The following is a 17,121-nucleotide window of genomic DNA, read 5'->3' on the forward strand; positions in this document are numbered from 1 at the left end:
GCTTATCCCTGTGACGATGATAGATATCATGCAGTATTTTAACCATGGATAAAGTTTTACACAGTAAATTTAATATGGCAGTACCTCCTTGTGAGGTTGCCGAGTCAATGGAATATTATTATAACGTAAAGTTAATGTAGAAAAAATATATTTTACATATTAAATTATATTTATAGTATAGTTATATTAGAAAAGAGGTGAAAATTATGAAGAGATTTAGTCGGAACGATTTTGTAGATGGGTTATCAAATATGATTGAAGATAATGTTTCTCTTACCGTACTAATTCGTGGATATTTTCATGAAGAAAAGTTATCGGGTGTTTTAGCTGCAATCGAATCAATTGATAAATTAAAGGACGGTTTGTTTGTCGTATCATCAATAAGTGAAGTGCCAAAGTTATTTGAAAAATCATTTAAACGGAAATTTCCTAAAGTGAAACAAAATCAAACGTATAATTTTGCAAACTCTAATAATAGGTTTATAAGAAGGACTAACTCATCTGACAAATTTGGTTATGATGAAGATTTTATAGTGTTTTATCCTGTTGAATCATTGCTTTTTAAAGAGAAGGACACTGAATCATTTATTTCTCAGTTAAAAAATTCACCTGTTCCAATTAAAATTATTATTACTACAAATGATTACTCGGAACGGGCTGAAAAATTATATCCTTTTATTGATGAAGTTGTAATTTTAGATGTTAATGATTTGCATGCTGAAACGTACAGTACTTTAGAAAATAATCTTAAGCGCAAAGGCCGAGCCTTACCTTATTAATAAAAGATAGAAAATCAAGGCTCTCTTTAATGAGCCTTTTTTTAATAGAATGAAGTGTTAAAATTTATGAATACATGGGAAGAAACATAGAACATAGCAGCTTTAATTTAGAGTATGAAATCGAAAAGGCTTTGGAGAAAGCTGAATCTGTTGGAGAATATCAAAAAAATATTAGAGTTGCGTTTGGTCAGTGGTTGCAGAATTTAAAAGAGGGTTAGATAAAACTTAATTCAGTTAGCGATTTGAAAGTGTTAATAGAAGCTGACTTGATGTTGAAAGATATTGAGAAATAACCGATAATTAAATAAAATTAAATTATTGGAGGAATAGATATGTTGTTTTCAATTTTTGTAGATCATAAAGGTGATTTCCAATGGGCATCCATAGCTGCTATAGTGAGTTTTATAGGCTTTATAACAACATTGGCTTCAACAGTTTGGATTAATAAAAAAACCATCCGTGCTAGTGTGCAATCAAAAACTAATATTGAGTGGATTAATCAAATAAGGAGGTTATCAGCAGAGCTTATTTATAACTATGAATTGGTTAGATCATCTGCGACATTTTCTTTTGGAACTAAAATAAAAATAGTATTTATTGAATCTGAAATAGAAAAAGAAGATAACAAAATGTGGACATCAGGAATTGTAAATATTTATCCACAAGAACAAAAAAAAGCACTTATCAAATCAAAAAGAAGTTACGATGAAAAATACAATGAGAACATAGGTGCTGCAAGTTTGGCCACTAATCAACTTTTATTGTATTTTATTGATGATGATAAGCATTCAAATCTTATAGATCTAATAGCAAAATTGAGAGCATCAGTTGTTAAGATAGCAGATTTTTCAAGAGAACGAATTGAAACGGGGCAACCTACAACTTACTATGAAGATATGCTTGAGAAGCAGTCAAAGTATGCAAAAGAACTTGATGATTTAATTAACGAGTTTAGAAATGAAGTTGCGTTATACTTGAAAATTGAATGGGAGAATGTAAAATCAGGTAAATAATAAAACGAAACTCAACAAAACAATGATCGCGAGGTGGTGTGATATGGATGGCTAGACAGAGAGAGCCTAGAAGGGATCAAGCAAAAGAGATCTGGCTTAAATCTGATGGAGAAAAGCTCTTGAAAGATATGGCCAAAGAAATAGGTGTGTCAGATTCTCAAATAAGGAAATGGAAATCAATTGATAAATGTAGCGTTGAGCGGTGTTTTCTATCCAGATAGACAGCTAGCGGTAAGCGCGGATACTAATCCAGATGATGTAGCAAGACCAGCTTTAGATTATTACAACGCAGGTAGCTCGATCCCGTACGATAGCTATATTATGACTAATGGTTATGTGTGGATCAGTTACATTGCTGGAAGTGGTAAACGTCGCTATGTTGCTGTTGGTCCAGATGACGGGCAGATTGATACAACATGGGGTAGAGGGTTTTTAATTAGAAATATTTTTTTCAAACAGGGTCTGTAAATATAATTTCGATACAATTATTTATCCAATAATACATTGATAAAAGAATTTGTTTAAGTTATTATAACATATGAATATAGTTGTTACTTCATGTCAATTTACTATATTCATATGTGTATATTAGGTAAACAGGAGGAGAATAAATGAAAAAATTTATGTTTGGTGTTTTTGTTTTTGCGGGTTTATTATGTGGGGGAACTACGTTTGCAGAAAGTGAATTAGATACTGTTGATAATAATAATGAAGTTACAGATTATTACAACATGGAAATGTATTCTTTAAACGATTTTGAATCGTCTGGCTATGAAGGAACTGGGGTAACTACTGAAAATGCTGTAATTCCAGATCTTCCAGATGATGTAGAATATATTAGTGATCTGGAAGAAGGTTCGCCATCTGCGGAGCCTGAAAAAATTATAGGTTCTGACAATAGGAAAATAGTTGCAGACACTACTGTTAACCCTTATAGAAAAGTAATATTTTTAAGTATGAAGTTTCCAAACGGAAAACGTTATATAGGCAGTGGTAATATGATTTCTTCTGATACTGTGTTAACAGCTGGACATTGCATTTATAGCAAGAATGATGGAGGGTGGGCGACAAGTGTCGAAGTTTACCCAGGGTATAATGGAAGTTACGCCCCTTATGGCGTTGCTTACTCGAAAAAACTCATGAGCGTTAAAGGGTGGATTGACAATTCTAGTTCTGCATACGATATTGGAGCAATTAAGTTAGATCGTAGTATTGGAAATTCTGTAGGTTGGTTTGGTTTAACCACAGGGATGACAAGTCCAATTACTCTTTCTGGCTACCATGGAGATCTAAACAAAAGAATGGGGACCGAAACTGGGAATATTTTAAAACATACAGATAATAATGTTTATTATACCTTAGATTCAACAGGCGGGTCTAGTGGAAGTGGTGTTTATAATAATAAGGATCAGATTTTAGCAGTACATGCTTATGCAGGAGCGGACAATAATTTCGGGACAAAGATTAATAATGCTAATTTTAGATTAATTCAGCAATGGATAAATCCTTCAATAAACTATAATCAATATCATTCTAACTCTGGTAAATATGCAGCAAAACTGAATACATGGGTATATAATAATAAGGATAATTTTACATCTAACACTCAAAAAAAAGCAATACCTAAATATACAATTGTTGATGTTAAAGCTATTGATTTCAGCGCTAGTGGCTATCCTAGATTAGTAACGAATGAAGGATATCTTTCGGCTAATAAAGATTTTTTTGTTAAAGTAGTTGATAATGTGGACCAATATATTACTACTCCACAAAAATTGGTAACGAAGGAAAATATATGGGTTTACAGTAATAAAGATGCATTCTCTAAAGAAACCCAAATAAAATCTATACCAAAAGATACAATGTTAGATGTTCGAGATATTGCATACAGTAAAGATGGTTGGCCAAGATTAGTTACAAGTCTTGGGTATATTTCGGCAAATAAGGGATATGTAAAACCGGTAATTAGCAATATTGATCAGTATATTACTACTGCTGGTAAAGTAGAAGTTAAAGAAAATATTTGGAGCTATAATGATAAAGATTCTTTTTCTACTAGTACTCAAAAGCAAAAAATAAATAAAGGTACTATTTTGTCAGTCCAAAGCATCATTTTTAGTAAGGATGGATGGCCAAGACTAGTTACGGATAAAGGTTATGTGTCAGCGAACAAGCAATATGTAAGCTTAATTAAATAAAATAAACCAATCGTTTGAAAATTGGCTGAACTGTACGAAGTTTAAAAAAAGAAAGTTGCTTAATATCAGTAATTTCCCATCTCTTTTGAGGTGGGATTTTTTTGCGTTAAAATAGCCCTCCTTGATTGGAGGGTTACATAAAATACTATTTACAAAAAGAGGTTGAAGATTAATTAAAAGATAGATATAATTGATATTTAAAAAAGGAGTTAACGGGGAATAAGATAAAACGAAAAAAGGTGTTGGTAGGAGTAATTATGGTCATGTTTTTTATGTTTTTATGAAACTGGAAAAAGCAGATGCATATGTACTTTGGAATTATTGGTTGGGTGGTTCTAATAAGATTTTGAGGTACAATCAACTAGGGACGAAACATAGAGCACACGCAAATATTCATTGGAACAAACAATCGCCAGGTACTATTCAACGGATGGATAGTGCTGCTAATGTGCGATTGTATGATAGGAATGACGGTCGTACCGGAGCTGGTGGAGACACATCGGCTACCACAAAAAACAATAAAATTTAATGACTATTGAATGTTAAGAAGTAACCATCCTTATGCAGAAGAATTTAGTTTCATGATTGCAACACATGAATTTGGACATGCTTTAGGATTATCGCATGCCCCAGGTTTTAAGAATGTAATGTATGCTAGTTTTGGTCCAGGAATTGTAAACAACCTTCCTACAGCAGATGATAGAGTTAGGCTGCTAGCATCAAAAAGAAGATGGTAGAAGGAGATAAAAAATGAAAATAACTAGATTTGGATTAGTAATGCTTTTAAGTGTAACTCTTGTTTCACTTATGGCATGTAAAAATGAGAAAAGTGAACAAAAGGAAAGTACAAGTACATCAATTTCACAAACGAAAGATATTCTAGCATCATTAGGTTTAGAAAATCAAAATGATGTAGACACGTGGGAAACTCCCCTTAATGTTACTATCCTGGCTTCTTCATACATGTGGGCACCGACTTTGGAAGGAAAAATATTAGAAGCAGATAATGTTTTTATAGCTACCATAGAGGATATGACAACGAATTATTCTGATTCTATGTATGATGAAAAAGGTGAGTTGTTAAGTAGCACCCCGATAACTGATTTCAAATTGAAGGTTCTTGATAATTTAAGAGGAGAGCTACCAACTGATGGGTTTGTCAAAGCTACAAGAGTGGACTTTGGTTATGGTGATGGACTTGAGAAAGGCAATTTTATAACACTTATTGAAAATGATATTATCCCAGAAAAAGGGAAGTCTTATGTTTTTCTTGCTCGAGCAGTGGACGGGGAATTAATTATCTTAAATGGGGGAGAAGCACCTAGTAATTTTCCGTTGGAAAATGCGCCTATGAATTTAGATAAACAATCTAGAAGTGTTGTAGAGAATATCGTGGATTCTTCGAACAAAGTAGAGGAAATTGAAAAACAAGTAGAAAATGAGAAAGAGACATTTAATGAAATTGGAAATACCCTTTTGAACGCACATGAAATACAAGCCTGTATTGAAGGTAACGGAAATAAGCTTGATATGAATAAAGTCATAATAAAATAGTTGTTATTGGCCGAAAGCCTATCTCTTAGTTTGAGGTCGGCTTATTTTTTATAAAATTTTATCGTACAACTTTGTGATCCTATCCTCAACCTCCACACTCAACACTAGCAACCGATACAACTCTACAGCATCGTCTAAACTTTTAAACTCACATCTAGCAGCGCCGCTATCACTAACCAATCCCACAACTTTACCGTCCAATATAATTATTTGATCCATATAGAAAAACTATTATGGTAAAACAGGCGAGTGTTTTTGGATGTTTTATATGACATATTTATAAAATATTCATTATATTATATTATTAAATCTCATATTATGATAATAAGGAGAAGGAAAATGTCTATAAATAGTAATTCAAGTATTGCCAGTGGTATTTCGGCTTCATTTAGTCAGTCTGCCAGTTCATTAAATAGTATAAGTGTTTCTGTATCAGCATTTAGAACCAATGTTTCAGGCAACGCCCCAGCTGTACAATCACTCAATAACTACCAACAGGGATTAGGCGCATTATCTACCAGTGTTGTTTCATCTGGTGATAACATTCATTCCGTTGCGAAAGAGTTTGAACGAATCGATCAGAATATTGCTCAATTGACGAAATTTAACCTTCCAGGAGGTTTTTCATGAGTGAGATCCAGAAACAACAAGAAGTTGATCAAAAAAATTATCAGTTCAGGATTCGTTTGGAACAACTCCAAGAGGATCAGTTAGCCATTAGAAAAGAGCAACGCTACATAGAAGAGCAACAAGAAGAATTTTTTCAGTTGCAGCAACAAGAACAAGCTGCTTATGATTTTGTCTTAGGAACTGTGAAGCAGAGGAGCGAGCCTTTTTTGAAGAAAGAGGAGATGAGAGTCTTCATCTTTCTTCAAAAAAGTCCAACGAGAATTTGATGAACAACTCCTTCAGCTAAAAAAAGATGAACGGACGTTGTTTGATCAAGAAGAAAATCTAAAGGCGGAGCAACAAGCTTTTTGGAAGAAACCAGAGGAAAAAGAAAATGGGGCTTAAATTTTATGTGACTGAAGCACAGACACGATCATCGCAAGCTTCTCAATTGACCAATCAAGCTATTACATCATTACAAGCGAGCATTCAACTCTTTTTATCTGCACCACTATCTAGCAAGGCCTATGATTCAGCAAAAAATTATTTCATGGTCGCTTATACACCTTTATGTCAATCTGCTATAATGACAGGTGAAGCGCTGGAAAGTGCGCATAAAAAGTTTCATGCCTACGATGGTCAATCAGCAAGTTTCTTTTCAGATTATGAAGCGAGTCAGCAAGAATTCAATACAGGTTTGGCACAGGTTATCCTGATATACCTAAAGAAGTAAGGAGGAAATTTAATGAACGCAAATGATAGAGCCATTAATTTTGTGAGTAGGGGTTTGAAAGAAGGAGACTATGGATATGTGCTAAGAAAATATGTCTATAGCGACGAATGGGATGAATACTTGCTAAAAAATATGGAAGGAATCGTATTTGAGCCATCAGGTGGTTTTGATTATACTAGGTGCTTCTCTTATTATTTTATGGAAGACATTGAATTAAAAAATTCATTTTTTTCAGATAAATCGACTAAAGAAATAATGCAACGTGGTTATATAGAGTTTATTAGTTTGAAAATCTCAGCGATAAGTCCATTTTTTATCATTGAAAAAGCACAATATCAAAGCCCAAAAGAAGGGCAAAAGCTTGATATAGTGTATCTAAAAGAATTTAAAAACCAAACTCTTGAAAAAAAATATACAGAGCTAATAGAAGTATTAGGAGAACAAAAACAGATTTTGGTTAATAGAGAAGAATTAAAAAAATTCCTTTGAATATTCCACTAGAAAATTATGAACCCGAAAATGTTAATTGTTTAAGTTTTTTATTTGAATAATAGATAAAAAATGCAATTATGAAGTAAGAATCTATAGTTCTCTTTTTAAGAACAAGATTTCAAATAGGAATATATCCTAAAACAGGAAATTATTTAGGTGAAATTACCACATAAAGATTTAAATTATTTTAAGAAATAGAAGGCAACTATAATTTATAGGAGTAAAGTCATATAAAAATTAATTATGGAAAATGATGTATATATTTTGAAAATAACCCAAAATTATGTGGTATTAAATGATAACTATGAGGGCTTGATAGTTTTAGATAAAAATCTTAATTTTAATAAGAAAATACATATTGATGATGATTTTTTTATTTATCAGGCATATTCATCTGAATTAAACGATTACATTATAGTTCAAGATATGGAAAGTGATATCCTTTATTCGATCAATATTGAAACAAATAGTGTTAGAAAAATAAATTTGGAAACTATTTTTTCGACATACTATTATGTTGAAAATGATATGTTTTCACTCTTTTCAAAAGGAAAAAAGTATGAATTTACTTATGATGAATTAAAAGAAATGAAATCTTATAATGAAAATCTAATAGATAGGAATATACTTTCAAATTGGCAAGAGAATATTTTGTATAATACAAAATCAAATGAACTGATCTATAACAATAAAGTTATTCATAATCCTCCTGTGAAAGTAGAAGAGTATAAAATAAATTCCAATTTAATATTAAGTTATTCTGAAAAGTATTTATGTTCATATTGTCAAGGGGAGTGGATCTTATTATACGAAGTAGGAGACAAATATTCTATTAGAGAATGTACTGGAAGTTCGAAGTATATATATGTTCTTGTTAATGATAAAAGTGATGTTAATGAAAGTTTAGTTAAAGTAATACCTCAAAATGCTACTAACAGTGGAAGAATTAAAAGCGATGAAAAATGAAATTCCTTTTGCTCATGTCCGTCAAGACAATAAGCATGTATAGGAGAGAAATATAAGATGAATACAATTCATGACTGTGAAATAAAAAGCTATTTTGTAAATTTTGAAAATAAGGATATAGTTATTAATATTTCTAATGACGATAAAGAAAAACAAATTATATTCCATAACTTTTTATGTTATAAATTTTATGATGAAATGCCTTACAGTATTATTTTAGATTTAGAAGAAAGAGCTTTAGATAAATTTTTTACTGAAAATAAAGAGCTATTGATTCAAGGGAAAAAAAATGTATGGCCAATGCAACATAATTCACTGGAAGAGTTGGAAGAAGAAATAAGAAAAGAACACTTGACCTATCAAGTTTTATATTCTTTGTATGGAATGAATGGATGGGTTTTAGCTGAGCGAGTAGAAATTATTGATGTTAAGTAATTTTTATAGCAGCTCCGGCAATACGATATAACAGAATTTAAATAGCAAAAAAAACCAGAAATAATGTTAGGAATATTTCTGGTTTTTATATTGATGATTAAGGTTGATTGCAGTTGATTCAATCATTATCAAGTTTCAAAATTTTGCTGTTTTAGTTTTGCCTGAATCAATCAGCAGCAAAGCGTCTTCTAGTAATCCCTTATGACGAGGGTTTGAGCTATCCGTTTAGTCATAAAGCCATTTCGAGCTGTTGATCAACTCTCTGATCGGCAAGTTCTCAGCATCCAAAAGGGATTGAATTAGATAATAATAGGCTTTCGATCAACAGATTCTTCTTTCCTTTGATATTCCGTTTGTAGGTCATAGCCGTTCCGAATCCATTAGTCTTTACCTTCGTCCGGTAAAGAGTGGTAGATGGATAGAACTTCTTTAGATATAGATGAGGAATATTTAGATTTAGTAAGTAATTGGTTCCATTGTCCAGAACCGAAAGGATACGCCATCTATTAAGGATATAAACAAGGCTTTGTTTTGTGCCAACACAACGAAAGGAATGAATAGGGATGATTATCCCTACATCAACTTGTAGTCACCGAAAAACACATGCATGTAGTGATTACCAATCAATATAGCTATCCAGAAACCGCTAATTGTTGCTATAGCAAAAACTAAAGCCTTATATCGCAACTGGTATCTTTTATTTATAAAAAAAGTGATGCCGGTTGTGATAGAGACTGACAATAAGATAGCGACAGGATAGATAACAATAGTAAAAATTAATATCATAATACCCAAAATACAACACCTCGTAAAATAGTAATAAATAAATTATAACATAACAACTAAATGAAAGGAGTGGAGGTTTGTCGGCCGATAGTAAAAAGTTTTTACTCCTTTGTGATTAAAGATGATTAAGAATAAAGATGTAGAAGAATTTGAGCGATTAGCACAAGGACTCGATGACCTAGTAAAAAGAATCAAAAATATAATGCGGAAGTCAATTTGTTTGAGGATGGTTGCAAAGGCTTATATCTCATGGATAGACCTACACACAACGACTGCGGTGAAGCAGTTCAAGAAAATGCAGTAGCTATGGAAACAATTCAATCGATGGGCGGTGTTGACTGGTGATGTACGCAATATACAAAGGTGATGACCTAATCACCACATCACAAAACAGGAATGCGCTGAGGCGTTGAACGTTAAACAATCAACGATTGAGTTTTGGACAAAACCTAGTAATGTTAAGCGTGATAAAGGCAAGAGGTCGGTAGCTGATAGATTAGATGGTGATAGCTGATGTCTAAATATTGAGCTGGGATTAATAGTTTTATTTACAACGAGCCTTTTCAATTTTATTTTTGTTCGGATTCAAACTGAGCTTTTTTCGCCTCTAGAGTGTTGTTTATTTTGTTTAGTTTATCGACTAACTCTTTTGGTTTATTAGTCAATTTCGAGAAAAAATATTTAATTTGATCAAAAGAAGCAATTAATCGATCAATCTTCACTTGATGTTAAGTCATTAATTTGACTGTCTATTTCGTTTTCGAACGAATTTAATTCATCAGATAATGAGAATATTTCTGAATCTGATGAAAACTTGCCTGATGAGATTTCTGATGAACTCGTAGATAGATGAGATGATTCTTTGGACAAGTCAATTGTAGATGAGTCTTTCGAATTAATATTTCTTCCAATGAATATTAAAACTAATACAACACTCACTACTAAAGCGATACGTAAAAGCTGTTTCATTTTTAAGCTCCTTTCCAAGCTAGTTTTATAAAGCTAATACTACTAAAAGAGCGAAAGATGTCAATAGATTGAGCAAATTATATACAAAAGTAAAAATTGCGTCGGCAGTAGGTGTTTGGGAAACTATTTAGAAAATAAAGATAATGTATCTTTTATGGGTCATTATTATCATTATTGATTTAATTTGTACATTGATAGTCTATTTATTTTATAAGATAACAAATAAGAAGGAGTGATTTGTAAGTGGGGATAACGAAATTAAACACCTTCAGGCTAAAAACAAATAAAAAAAACTAAAAGGATGGTGACACTCCCCTCATAGAGTTTATTTCATTCTTGTCTGTGGGTGATTAAATTATTGGTATAATCCCTCAAATAGGAATACAATTAATTCATGATATATGAAAGGGGAAAATTTATTATGCCAAGTGAACGTCATGGAGAAAAAGAAAACAGAGAATCATTTAATGAACAAAAAAACAAAGAGAAGTTTGAAGCTGAAATTGACAACAATAGAGAACATGTGAAGTCAGAAAAAGATGAGAAACATCTTAAACGATTTGTCAGAGAAGAAGAAAAACGAGAAAAAGAAAAAAATGAATAAATTTTATCTAGTCATCGCTTATGCGGTGGCTTTTTATTCGTACCAAAAAGAGAAATAGTGTAAAATTAGTTTAAGAAATATAAGGGAGTGGTGACAATGCATAATTTTTTTAAACATAAAAAGACAGGGAAAATAATCACAAGAGATGAGTACATGAATCAGGTAAAGGATAACGTAGAAACAAATGCATTAGATATGGCAGAAACAGGAATGGATTTGAATTCAGATGTATTCGGTGTGAAAGGTGATTATGAACCTTACGAGCCAGAAGAAAATGAAACGATAGAAGACTAGATCACTCATTGAGTGGTCTTTTTGTTTAGAGGAGATAGGCTGGGAATTAATGCTGGTACATTAAAATCTGAGGATATAATGAGCAACTTATTTAGCAAGCGAGGCGAATGTATACAAGTCTTGGAAAAATTAAAGAGATACACGGTATTCGAAATACAAGAGGAACAACGAGATTCGACAGGGAAAATATAATCGTTGGTCGTAAGTTTAAAGATTAGTGAGTTTATATTTCAACTAATCGTCATTCGTGTTGTTTCAATTAATATTATCAAAAGTGTGCTGATTTATAGTGGATGAACCTTTATGAAAGTTTACTTTCAAATCCCGTTACTTTCATAACTTTTATGGGGACAGACAGTAGAAATGTTGATACACAGCGTTTCTACTGTCTGTTATTTTACATTGAATGCCCAAGCTACAACTCTATGTAGATTAACAAACAAAATAATAAAACATTTTTAGATACTTGATAAAAATTCATGATAGATATAGTAAAAAGCCATATAACATGATAGAGCTAGTCATTTGTTTAAATTACAATGTAGCTCTTGTTGGTACATCCGTTCGAAGTTAAGCATTAAGGGTATAAATATTACTATATAGGTCAAATTCATTCAGAACAAATATCCTAACATCATTATCTGAAACAGTTTAGAAACTTAACTAGACAACTTAGAACAAAGACATCTAAGTTAATTTAATTAGGGATAGTTAAAGTTGTGCATTTTTTTGTAATGTTAATATCCATATCTAATATTTGATATGGAAGTTAACTCTTTTAGTTTTTTTGATTGATTGTCTGATAAAATAATCCCCTCATTTCTGATTGCTTTAGAAATGTCTATATTCATACGACTTAAAATCATAGGAACAGAAGCGCCTTTTTGTTCTAACTCTTCACGATAATTTTCTAACACATTTTGTATAGACTCATTACCTAAGCCTGTTTTAAAATCATCTAATAGATCAGTGATAATGCGTATCGCTTGGTTTCCTCGTTCGTTTCCTCCGGAATACCATTTTAATTTGTTCATAAAATATTGCTCCTTACTTGGTTATTTGGATGTTATTCTGTTACTTATTAAGATGAATACATAAATAGTTGTATTAGCATCATTTATCTTTGACGAGAAAATTGACTATTATTTATTTTTTCTTCTGCTTTTTATTATATTGTAAAAGATTAATAATCCAGCTAATAAAACTGAAAAAATAGCTGAAACTTTCTGAATAACAGTTTTTTTATAAGTGACACTAATTTCATGTAAACCTTGTTCTAATTTAACCGTGACTAATCCGTTCTTATTGTAATTACGAATCACTTGTTGATCTAGTTTAACCTCATACCCTTCATAATAAAATTTAGGCAGCTGAACTTCTTGAGTTCCGTTAATCCTAACATTAAAAGTACTATAATTATAGTTATTCTCAACTTTACGGGATGAATCAGTATAAGGAATACCATCAATAATCAAACCAGGAGAAGCAAAGTGTTTTTTAAAATCTGTATCTTTTACTAAATACTCTTTGCCATGGCCGATTTCCGATTCATAAAAATCGGTAAAGTTTTCATTCGTTACAGTTACGTTATTTTTGCTGTTACTTTGTGATAAGTTATTGATATTAAAACCGAGTGTTAAAAAGCCGGACAATGCAATAAAAACAAGTATATCTTTTCTTGAAAGCAAGCGAAATTCTTCAATTAAGCAAACCGCCAGTAAACTAGAAAAAAAGGAAGCGAATAATAATAATCTCCATGGGAATTGAATCGTTGCTAAAATAGATACTTTAAAAAGACCCCAAGGGAAAATGTTTGTGGCTAGTAGAATAACGGCTAAAGTAGCTAATGATAATCGTTTATTGCTGGGGCTTAATTTTCGGTAATTGAAACCAGCAATTAAAACTGCAACTAACAGTAATAGACCAATATTTGGTTTTAATTCAGTGAATGGTGCACTCAAATTAGCAAGACTATTTATAAATAAATCTCCTAAACTGAACTTTAATCCATTAGCCCATAATGTCGTGTTATTAAAATTAAACGTTAAATGATGTATCTGTTCCAAATAAGGAAATAAAAACCAAGCTGATAAGCCAAGTGATAAAAGACCTGCCATGATCAGACTTTTTATCTGAGCTAGTTTACATTTTTTCCAATTAATCAATATAAAAATAAGGAGCAGGATGAATGAGTAGAAAGCTGTAATCAAGTGACTGGCAATCAATAAACTCATTCCGATTCCAAGCAGCTGCCAGCGATGTTTGTCACTATAAAAAATCGAGTAGACACCAAGAATAAATAAAGGTAAAAAAGCAAATGCCAATGTTTCACCAAGCGCTGCGCGAACAGATTGGTCGATTAAACGATAGGTGGAAAGTGTATAAAAACAAGAAAATAATAGCGCCAGTTTTTGTGATTTTTTTATTGAATATAGAAAATAATACGCACTGGCAGCAGTAACCAAACTGATCAAAAGCTGATATAAGTAGTAAGAAGGAACAAAAGCTATCCCTACAATCCTAAAGAAAGCAAAAGGTAATAATAATATAGAGGGATAAAATAAATCTGCGCCATAACCAAAATTTAATCCCATATTAGGAAAAACTCTCGGGAAAAAATCCAAATGTTTCACAGCTTGAGAGTAACTTTCCAATCTTGTTCGGTGAAATAAAAGATCATCTTGGTTGAAAATATAGTTATTAAAAAAATAAGGAAAGATGGAAATGATGCTGATACCTAATAAAGCTAATAAAAGAATGATTTCTGTTTTGTTATATTTTGAATTCAAATTATTACGCCTTCTTTATGTTGTTTTATATTTATTTTAACAGAAAATGAATGATTATATAAAATATTTGTAGGGAAGCAGAACGTTAAATGAAAAATCAAGTTTATTCGTAGAAAAATGATATTGCAGAATATGAGTGTTTTAGAACACAAGAAATAAACTCATCAGAAAAATCACTAGGTGAGTTTATTTTAGGAAAAGTCTTAGTTATAAAAGGAGTTACGTTCAAACGAACAAATAAAAAATATTTATCGACTAAAGGGTTGAAATCTATAACATGGTGTAGTATTATAAATGTACCCTAACAGTATTTTCATTTTACTCAATCCGAGTAATACTCCTTATCCCACCTTGAAAGAGGTGGGATATTCTGATTTTAATTCTTGGAACTAGGATTCTTTCAGTAATCCAACTGCATAGCTATTAAGCATTTTTTCACTATCCCTCTCGTGAATTAACATCTTTACTTCTTTTTTTACCTGTTCTGCTTGTAAAGTGTCACCAGTATTCTCTAACAAATGTATAAAATCATAAACACGTTCCATGTAAAAAGGTTCGCCTTCAATAATGTAGTCTAAGAGATTAGTTAAATATTGGAGATTTAATTTGAAACTGTAATTTTCGTTTTGTTTATCTTGTTTTTTAGCAAGCTTTATATATTTCTCTGCACTTTCATAATCCTTTGCATATAATCGCATTGAAATTAAATTGATAAGAATATTATGAGCAAATTTTTTAGTGGTAAAATCACGTTGTTCTTCATATTTTATAGGGAACATTCTTGCAAGTAATAAATCAGCTTGTTTAGCGTTAAAAAAGCGACTTAAATTGGCAGTAATAATATAGTCGTACTGAAGGTAGAATGATTTATTCAATAAATCCTCAAAAATATCAGTTATTTCGTCAAAAGTCACGGGGTCAACCTCTTCCCAGTGAGCATTGAAAAAATTTTTAATACCAATGTAATTTGATAATTCTCTCAAGGTCTTTTTTTCTTTATCTTTTAACGAATAATAATAATTAAGCAGTTTTTGTTTAGTACTTTTATTTTCTAAATGAGCTCCACAATAATAAAAAGTTTCTCTGAAATCTTGTTGTCGTTTATCAAAAGTTGTGAAACTAAAAAATTCTTCAACACTAATCGAAGTTTGATTTAATATTTCTTCTAATTCATTTACCTTAAGAGAGCGTTTACCACTTTCAATTTTTGAATAGGTAGAGGGATCAGTATATTCAGACATCATTTCTCTTTGAGTTAACTTTAATTTAAGTCTAAAAAAACGTAAGGTTTCTATGATATTCAAGAGTTTCTCTCCCTTCTTATGCGATTATAGCATGAAATGGTCAGAAAATTCATATTTTTAATAAAAAAGTAAATATTTCATTTGATTTTTATGCCAATTTCGCACTTTTTGAATTTACTACTTTATTTTTTTTTGCTTGTTTGTTATTCTTTACCTAAGGAAAATTATTTGTTTGCAAACGTTGATTTCTAAAAAATGGGAGTGGAGGTGTGTTCATGATCTCATTAATAGCTGTTGTAGCAAGCGTTATTTCTGTATATGTTGTTACAGGCGGAGTCTAAAACGTATTTAAATATCTCGTAATTATCTTATAAAACTAATTTTGTAAACAAACGATTTAACTAAAAAAACTAAAATGTATAAGTAAAAAGTGCGTACCAAAAAAAAGTGCAAAATAATAGCTTCTGATTTACTTTTCCTGTTGAATGAAGTAAATCAGAGGCTGTTATTTTTTATTTTTCCTCCACCGAGTCGTCAATATTTAAAGAGGGAACTGTATAAAGTTCTATATTATATTTAGCTGCCAACGCCTTGGAAAAGCTCTTTTCTTGAACCTCCTTCATATAGTTGAAAAATTCAATTTCACTTTCTGTTGGTTGTTCTCTAAATAGGATTTCTTTCTCGTAAGTTAATGCAATCGCTTCTGAATAGTAGTAAGAATCATTTTTAGCAATAGAAAGTCGCAACGTATCTCCAAATATAATCTTATTTTCTTCAGAAAACGAATCTTTTTTCAGATCGATCAACCATGTATTATGAAATGTTGTGGTTACTTTGATTAAATTTTGTTTCATCTTATTCTCCAATCCTAAAATAGTAGCTTTCCTATCCAATTATATCAAATAGTACGCAATTATGGACAAAAAGATTAGCGAAAAGATATTTTTATTCCTTTTTATGATTGAGGTATCAAAAAAGACGATTATAAAAGGATATTCCGGACTATTTTTAGAAACTTTCCATTGATTGTTTCTCTAACAATATTTTGATATGATAAAATGAATGGAGCAGTCAAAGGAGTAGACAACATGAAGAAAATTACAGCTAAGATGCTTATCACCTTATTGGAAAATAAAGAAGACCGCTTTGCGGTTATTATCAATCACTGGTTTTATTACATAGAAAAAGGACGTATCTATCGATTTCAGCAACATTCTAACACGAAAATGCTAACCATGTTAGGTTCGTTTTATGAAAATGAAATCGATAGTGAAACAATGATTGTAGAGTTAAAAAAAAGTATTATCAATCAAATTCAATATGATTGGTTTACCGATGTCTGGATGGAGACTATTGTTGAACGAGTTACTCGTTCAGCAAGTGATTTGGAAGTCTTCTTTTTTTAGAGAACAAAAATAAGATTTCTGATGCATAACATTTGTAAAAGTAAAAATAGGATAGTAATATAAATCTATCCTAACAATATAACTTTTTCATTTACTCTCATGAGTAAAACTCCTTTCCCATCTTCTGTTGAAGGTGGGTTGTTTTTTGTAGATTAGAAAAAAGCTACTGGTAAAGCAGTTGTAATTTTAGTTTTTTTTTGCTAAGATAGGTGTATATTAATAAAAATGGTTGGGCGCAAGCTTCAAGGAT

General features: G+C 31.2%; 21 protein-coding genes, 2 pseudogenes and 1 other annotated feature (1 of these 24 cut by a window edge). Of the genes and pseudogenes, 18 read left to right on the top strand and 5 right to left on the bottom strand.

Annotated features, from left to right (window positions below):
- Positions 1-206 precede the first annotated feature (206 nt).
- From BCR21_RS00145 to BCR21_RS00205, 15 genes and pseudogenes are all read left to right on the top strand, one after another.
- On the top strand, positions 207-779 hold the full coding sequence (locus tag BCR21_RS00145) for a hypothetical protein (RefSeq protein ID WP_069644508.1): 573 nt from the start codon (positions 207-209) through the stop codon (positions 777-779).
- A 74-nt stretch (positions 780-853) separates the two neighbouring features.
- Positions 854-1,072: pseudogene (locus BCR21_RS17130) on the top strand (hypothetical protein).
- A 39-nt stretch (positions 1,073-1,111) separates the two neighbouring features.
- Positions 1,112-1,792, top strand: a complete 681-nt coding sequence (locus BCR21_RS00155) for a hypothetical protein (RefSeq protein ID WP_069644509.1) — start codon at positions 1,112-1,114, stop codon at positions 1,790-1,792.
- A 47-nt stretch (positions 1,793-1,839) separates the two neighbouring features.
- Positions 1,840-1,992: pseudogene (locus tag BCR21_RS16540) on the top strand (phage terminase small subunit-related protein); the annotation flags it as partial.
- Complete coding sequence (locus tag BCR21_RS00160) at positions 1,988-2,260, top strand: SH3 domain-containing protein (protein ID WP_069644510.1); 273 nt, start codon at positions 1,988-1,990, stop codon at positions 2,258-2,260. The pseudogene BCR21_RS16540 and the gene BCR21_RS00160, both read left to right, overlap by 5 nt.
- A gap of 143 nt (positions 2,261-2,403) precedes the next feature.
- Positions 2,404-3,990, top strand: a complete 1,587-nt coding sequence (locus BCR21_RS00165) for a DUF5776 domain-containing protein (RefSeq protein ID WP_069644511.1) — start codon at positions 2,404-2,406, stop codon at positions 3,988-3,990.
- Positions 3,991-4,270: 280 nt separating this feature from the next.
- Positions 4,271-4,519, top strand: a complete 249-nt coding sequence (locus BCR21_RS00170; protein ID WP_069644512.1) for a hypothetical protein — start codon at positions 4,271-4,273, stop codon at positions 4,517-4,519.
- Between the two features lie 10 nt (positions 4,520-4,529).
- Positions 4,530-4,727 (top strand): matrixin family metalloprotease, encoded by a 198-nt coding sequence (locus tag BCR21_RS16545; protein ID WP_084013178.1) that lies wholly within the window; start codon positions 4,530-4,532, stop codon positions 4,725-4,727.
- Positions 4,728-4,740: 13 nt separating this feature from the next.
- The gene (locus tag BCR21_RS00175; protein ID WP_069644513.1) at positions 4,741-5,544 is read left to right on the top strand and encodes a PA14 domain-containing protein; all 804 of its coding nucleotides are present in this window, start codon (positions 4,741-4,743) and stop codon (positions 5,542-5,544) included.
- 339 nt (positions 5,545-5,883) lie between these two features.
- The gene (locus tag BCR21_RS00180; RefSeq protein ID WP_069644514.1) at positions 5,884-6,174 is read left to right on the top strand and encodes a TIGR04197 family type VII secretion effector; all 291 of its coding nucleotides are present in this window, start codon (positions 5,884-5,886) and stop codon (positions 6,172-6,174) included.
- Positions 6,171-6,440 carry a hypothetical protein gene (locus BCR21_RS00185; RefSeq protein WP_069644515.1) on the top strand — a complete coding sequence of 90 codons (270 nt, stop codon included), beginning with the start codon at positions 6,171-6,173 and terminating at the stop codon, positions 6,438-6,440. The genes BCR21_RS00180 and BCR21_RS00185 overlap by 4 nt, the downstream gene beginning before the upstream one ends.
- Before the next feature lie 107 nt (positions 6,441-6,547).
- Positions 6,548-6,886: a hypothetical protein gene (locus BCR21_RS00190; protein WP_069644516.1), complete on the top strand. Its 339-nt coding sequence runs from the start codon at positions 6,548-6,550 to the stop codon at positions 6,884-6,886.
- 12 nt (positions 6,887-6,898) lie between these two features.
- On the top strand, positions 6,899-7,375 hold the full coding sequence (locus tag BCR21_RS00195; RefSeq protein ID WP_069644517.1) for a hypothetical protein: 477 nt from the start codon (positions 6,899-6,901) through the stop codon (positions 7,373-7,375).
- A 246-nt stretch (positions 7,376-7,621) separates the two neighbouring features.
- Positions 7,622-8,344 carry a hypothetical protein gene (locus BCR21_RS00200; RefSeq protein WP_069644518.1) on the top strand — a complete coding sequence of 241 codons (723 nt, stop codon included), beginning with the start codon at positions 7,622-7,624 and terminating at the stop codon, positions 8,342-8,344.
- A 57-nt stretch (positions 8,345-8,401) separates the two neighbouring features.
- Entirely contained in the window at positions 8,402-8,779 is a 378-nt protein-coding gene (locus BCR21_RS00205) for a hypothetical protein (RefSeq protein WP_069644519.1), read from the top strand.
- A 1,497-nt stretch (positions 8,780-10,276) separates the two neighbouring features.
- On the opposite strand, the gene BCR21_RS00210 is transcribed toward BCR21_RS00205, so the two are convergent.
- A complete protein-coding gene (locus BCR21_RS00210; RefSeq protein ID WP_069644520.1) occupies positions 10,277-10,534 on the bottom strand; it encodes a hypothetical protein in 258 nt (85 codons plus the stop codon).
- A gap of 421 nt (positions 10,535-10,955) precedes the next feature.
- Here BCR21_RS00210 and BCR21_RS00215 point away from each other — a divergent pair, with 421 nt between their 5' ends.
- Positions 10,956-11,138 (top strand): hypothetical protein, encoded by a 183-nt coding sequence (locus tag BCR21_RS00215; RefSeq protein ID WP_069644521.1) that lies wholly within the window; start codon positions 10,956-10,958, stop codon positions 11,136-11,138.
- A 96-nt stretch (positions 11,139-11,234) separates the two neighbouring features.
- Positions 11,235-11,432, top strand: a complete 198-nt coding sequence (locus tag BCR21_RS00220) for a hypothetical protein (protein ID WP_069644522.1) — start codon at positions 11,235-11,237, stop codon at positions 11,430-11,432.
- A gap of 737 nt (positions 11,433-12,169) precedes the next feature.
- Here the strand turns inward: BCR21_RS00220 and BCR21_RS00225 are convergent.
- From BCR21_RS00225 to BCR21_RS00240, 4 genes are all read right to left on the bottom strand, one after another.
- Positions 12,170-12,466 (bottom strand): bacteriocin immunity protein, encoded by a 297-nt coding sequence (locus tag BCR21_RS00225; RefSeq protein WP_069644523.1) that lies wholly within the window; start codon positions 12,464-12,466, stop codon positions 12,170-12,172.
- Between the two features lie 108 nt (positions 12,467-12,574).
- A complete protein-coding gene (locus BCR21_RS00230) occupies positions 12,575-14,026 on the bottom strand; it encodes a glycosyltransferase family protein (protein ID WP_240488049.1) in 1,452 nt (483 codons plus the stop codon).
- A gap of 584 nt (positions 14,027-14,610) precedes the next feature.
- Complete coding sequence (locus BCR21_RS00235) at positions 14,611-15,525, bottom strand: helix-turn-helix domain-containing protein (protein ID WP_069644525.1); 915 nt, start codon at positions 15,523-15,525, stop codon at positions 14,611-14,613.
- A gap of 452 nt (positions 15,526-15,977) precedes the next feature.
- Positions 15,978-16,319: a hypothetical protein gene (locus BCR21_RS00240; RefSeq protein ID WP_069644526.1), complete on the bottom strand. Its 342-nt coding sequence runs from the start codon at positions 16,317-16,319 to the stop codon at positions 15,978-15,980.
- Positions 16,320-16,553: 234 nt separating this feature from the next.
- Here BCR21_RS00240 and BCR21_RS00245 point away from each other — a divergent pair, with 234 nt between their 5' ends.
- The gene (locus BCR21_RS00245; protein WP_069644527.1) at positions 16,554-16,871 is read left to right on the top strand and encodes a hypothetical protein; all 318 of its coding nucleotides are present in this window, start codon (positions 16,554-16,556) and stop codon (positions 16,869-16,871) included.
- A gap of 227 nt (positions 16,872-17,098) precedes the next feature.
- Positions 17,099-17,121, top strand: a sequence feature (sodium ion sensor (DUF1646 type); this cis-regulatory element may regulate processes involved in with the transportation of sodium ions) (it continues 25 nt past the right edge of the window).

Source organism: Enterococcus ureasiticus (assembly GCF_001730285.1).
GTDB lineage: Bacteria > Bacillota > Bacilli > Lactobacillales > Enterococcaceae > Enterococcus_L > Enterococcus_L ureasiticus.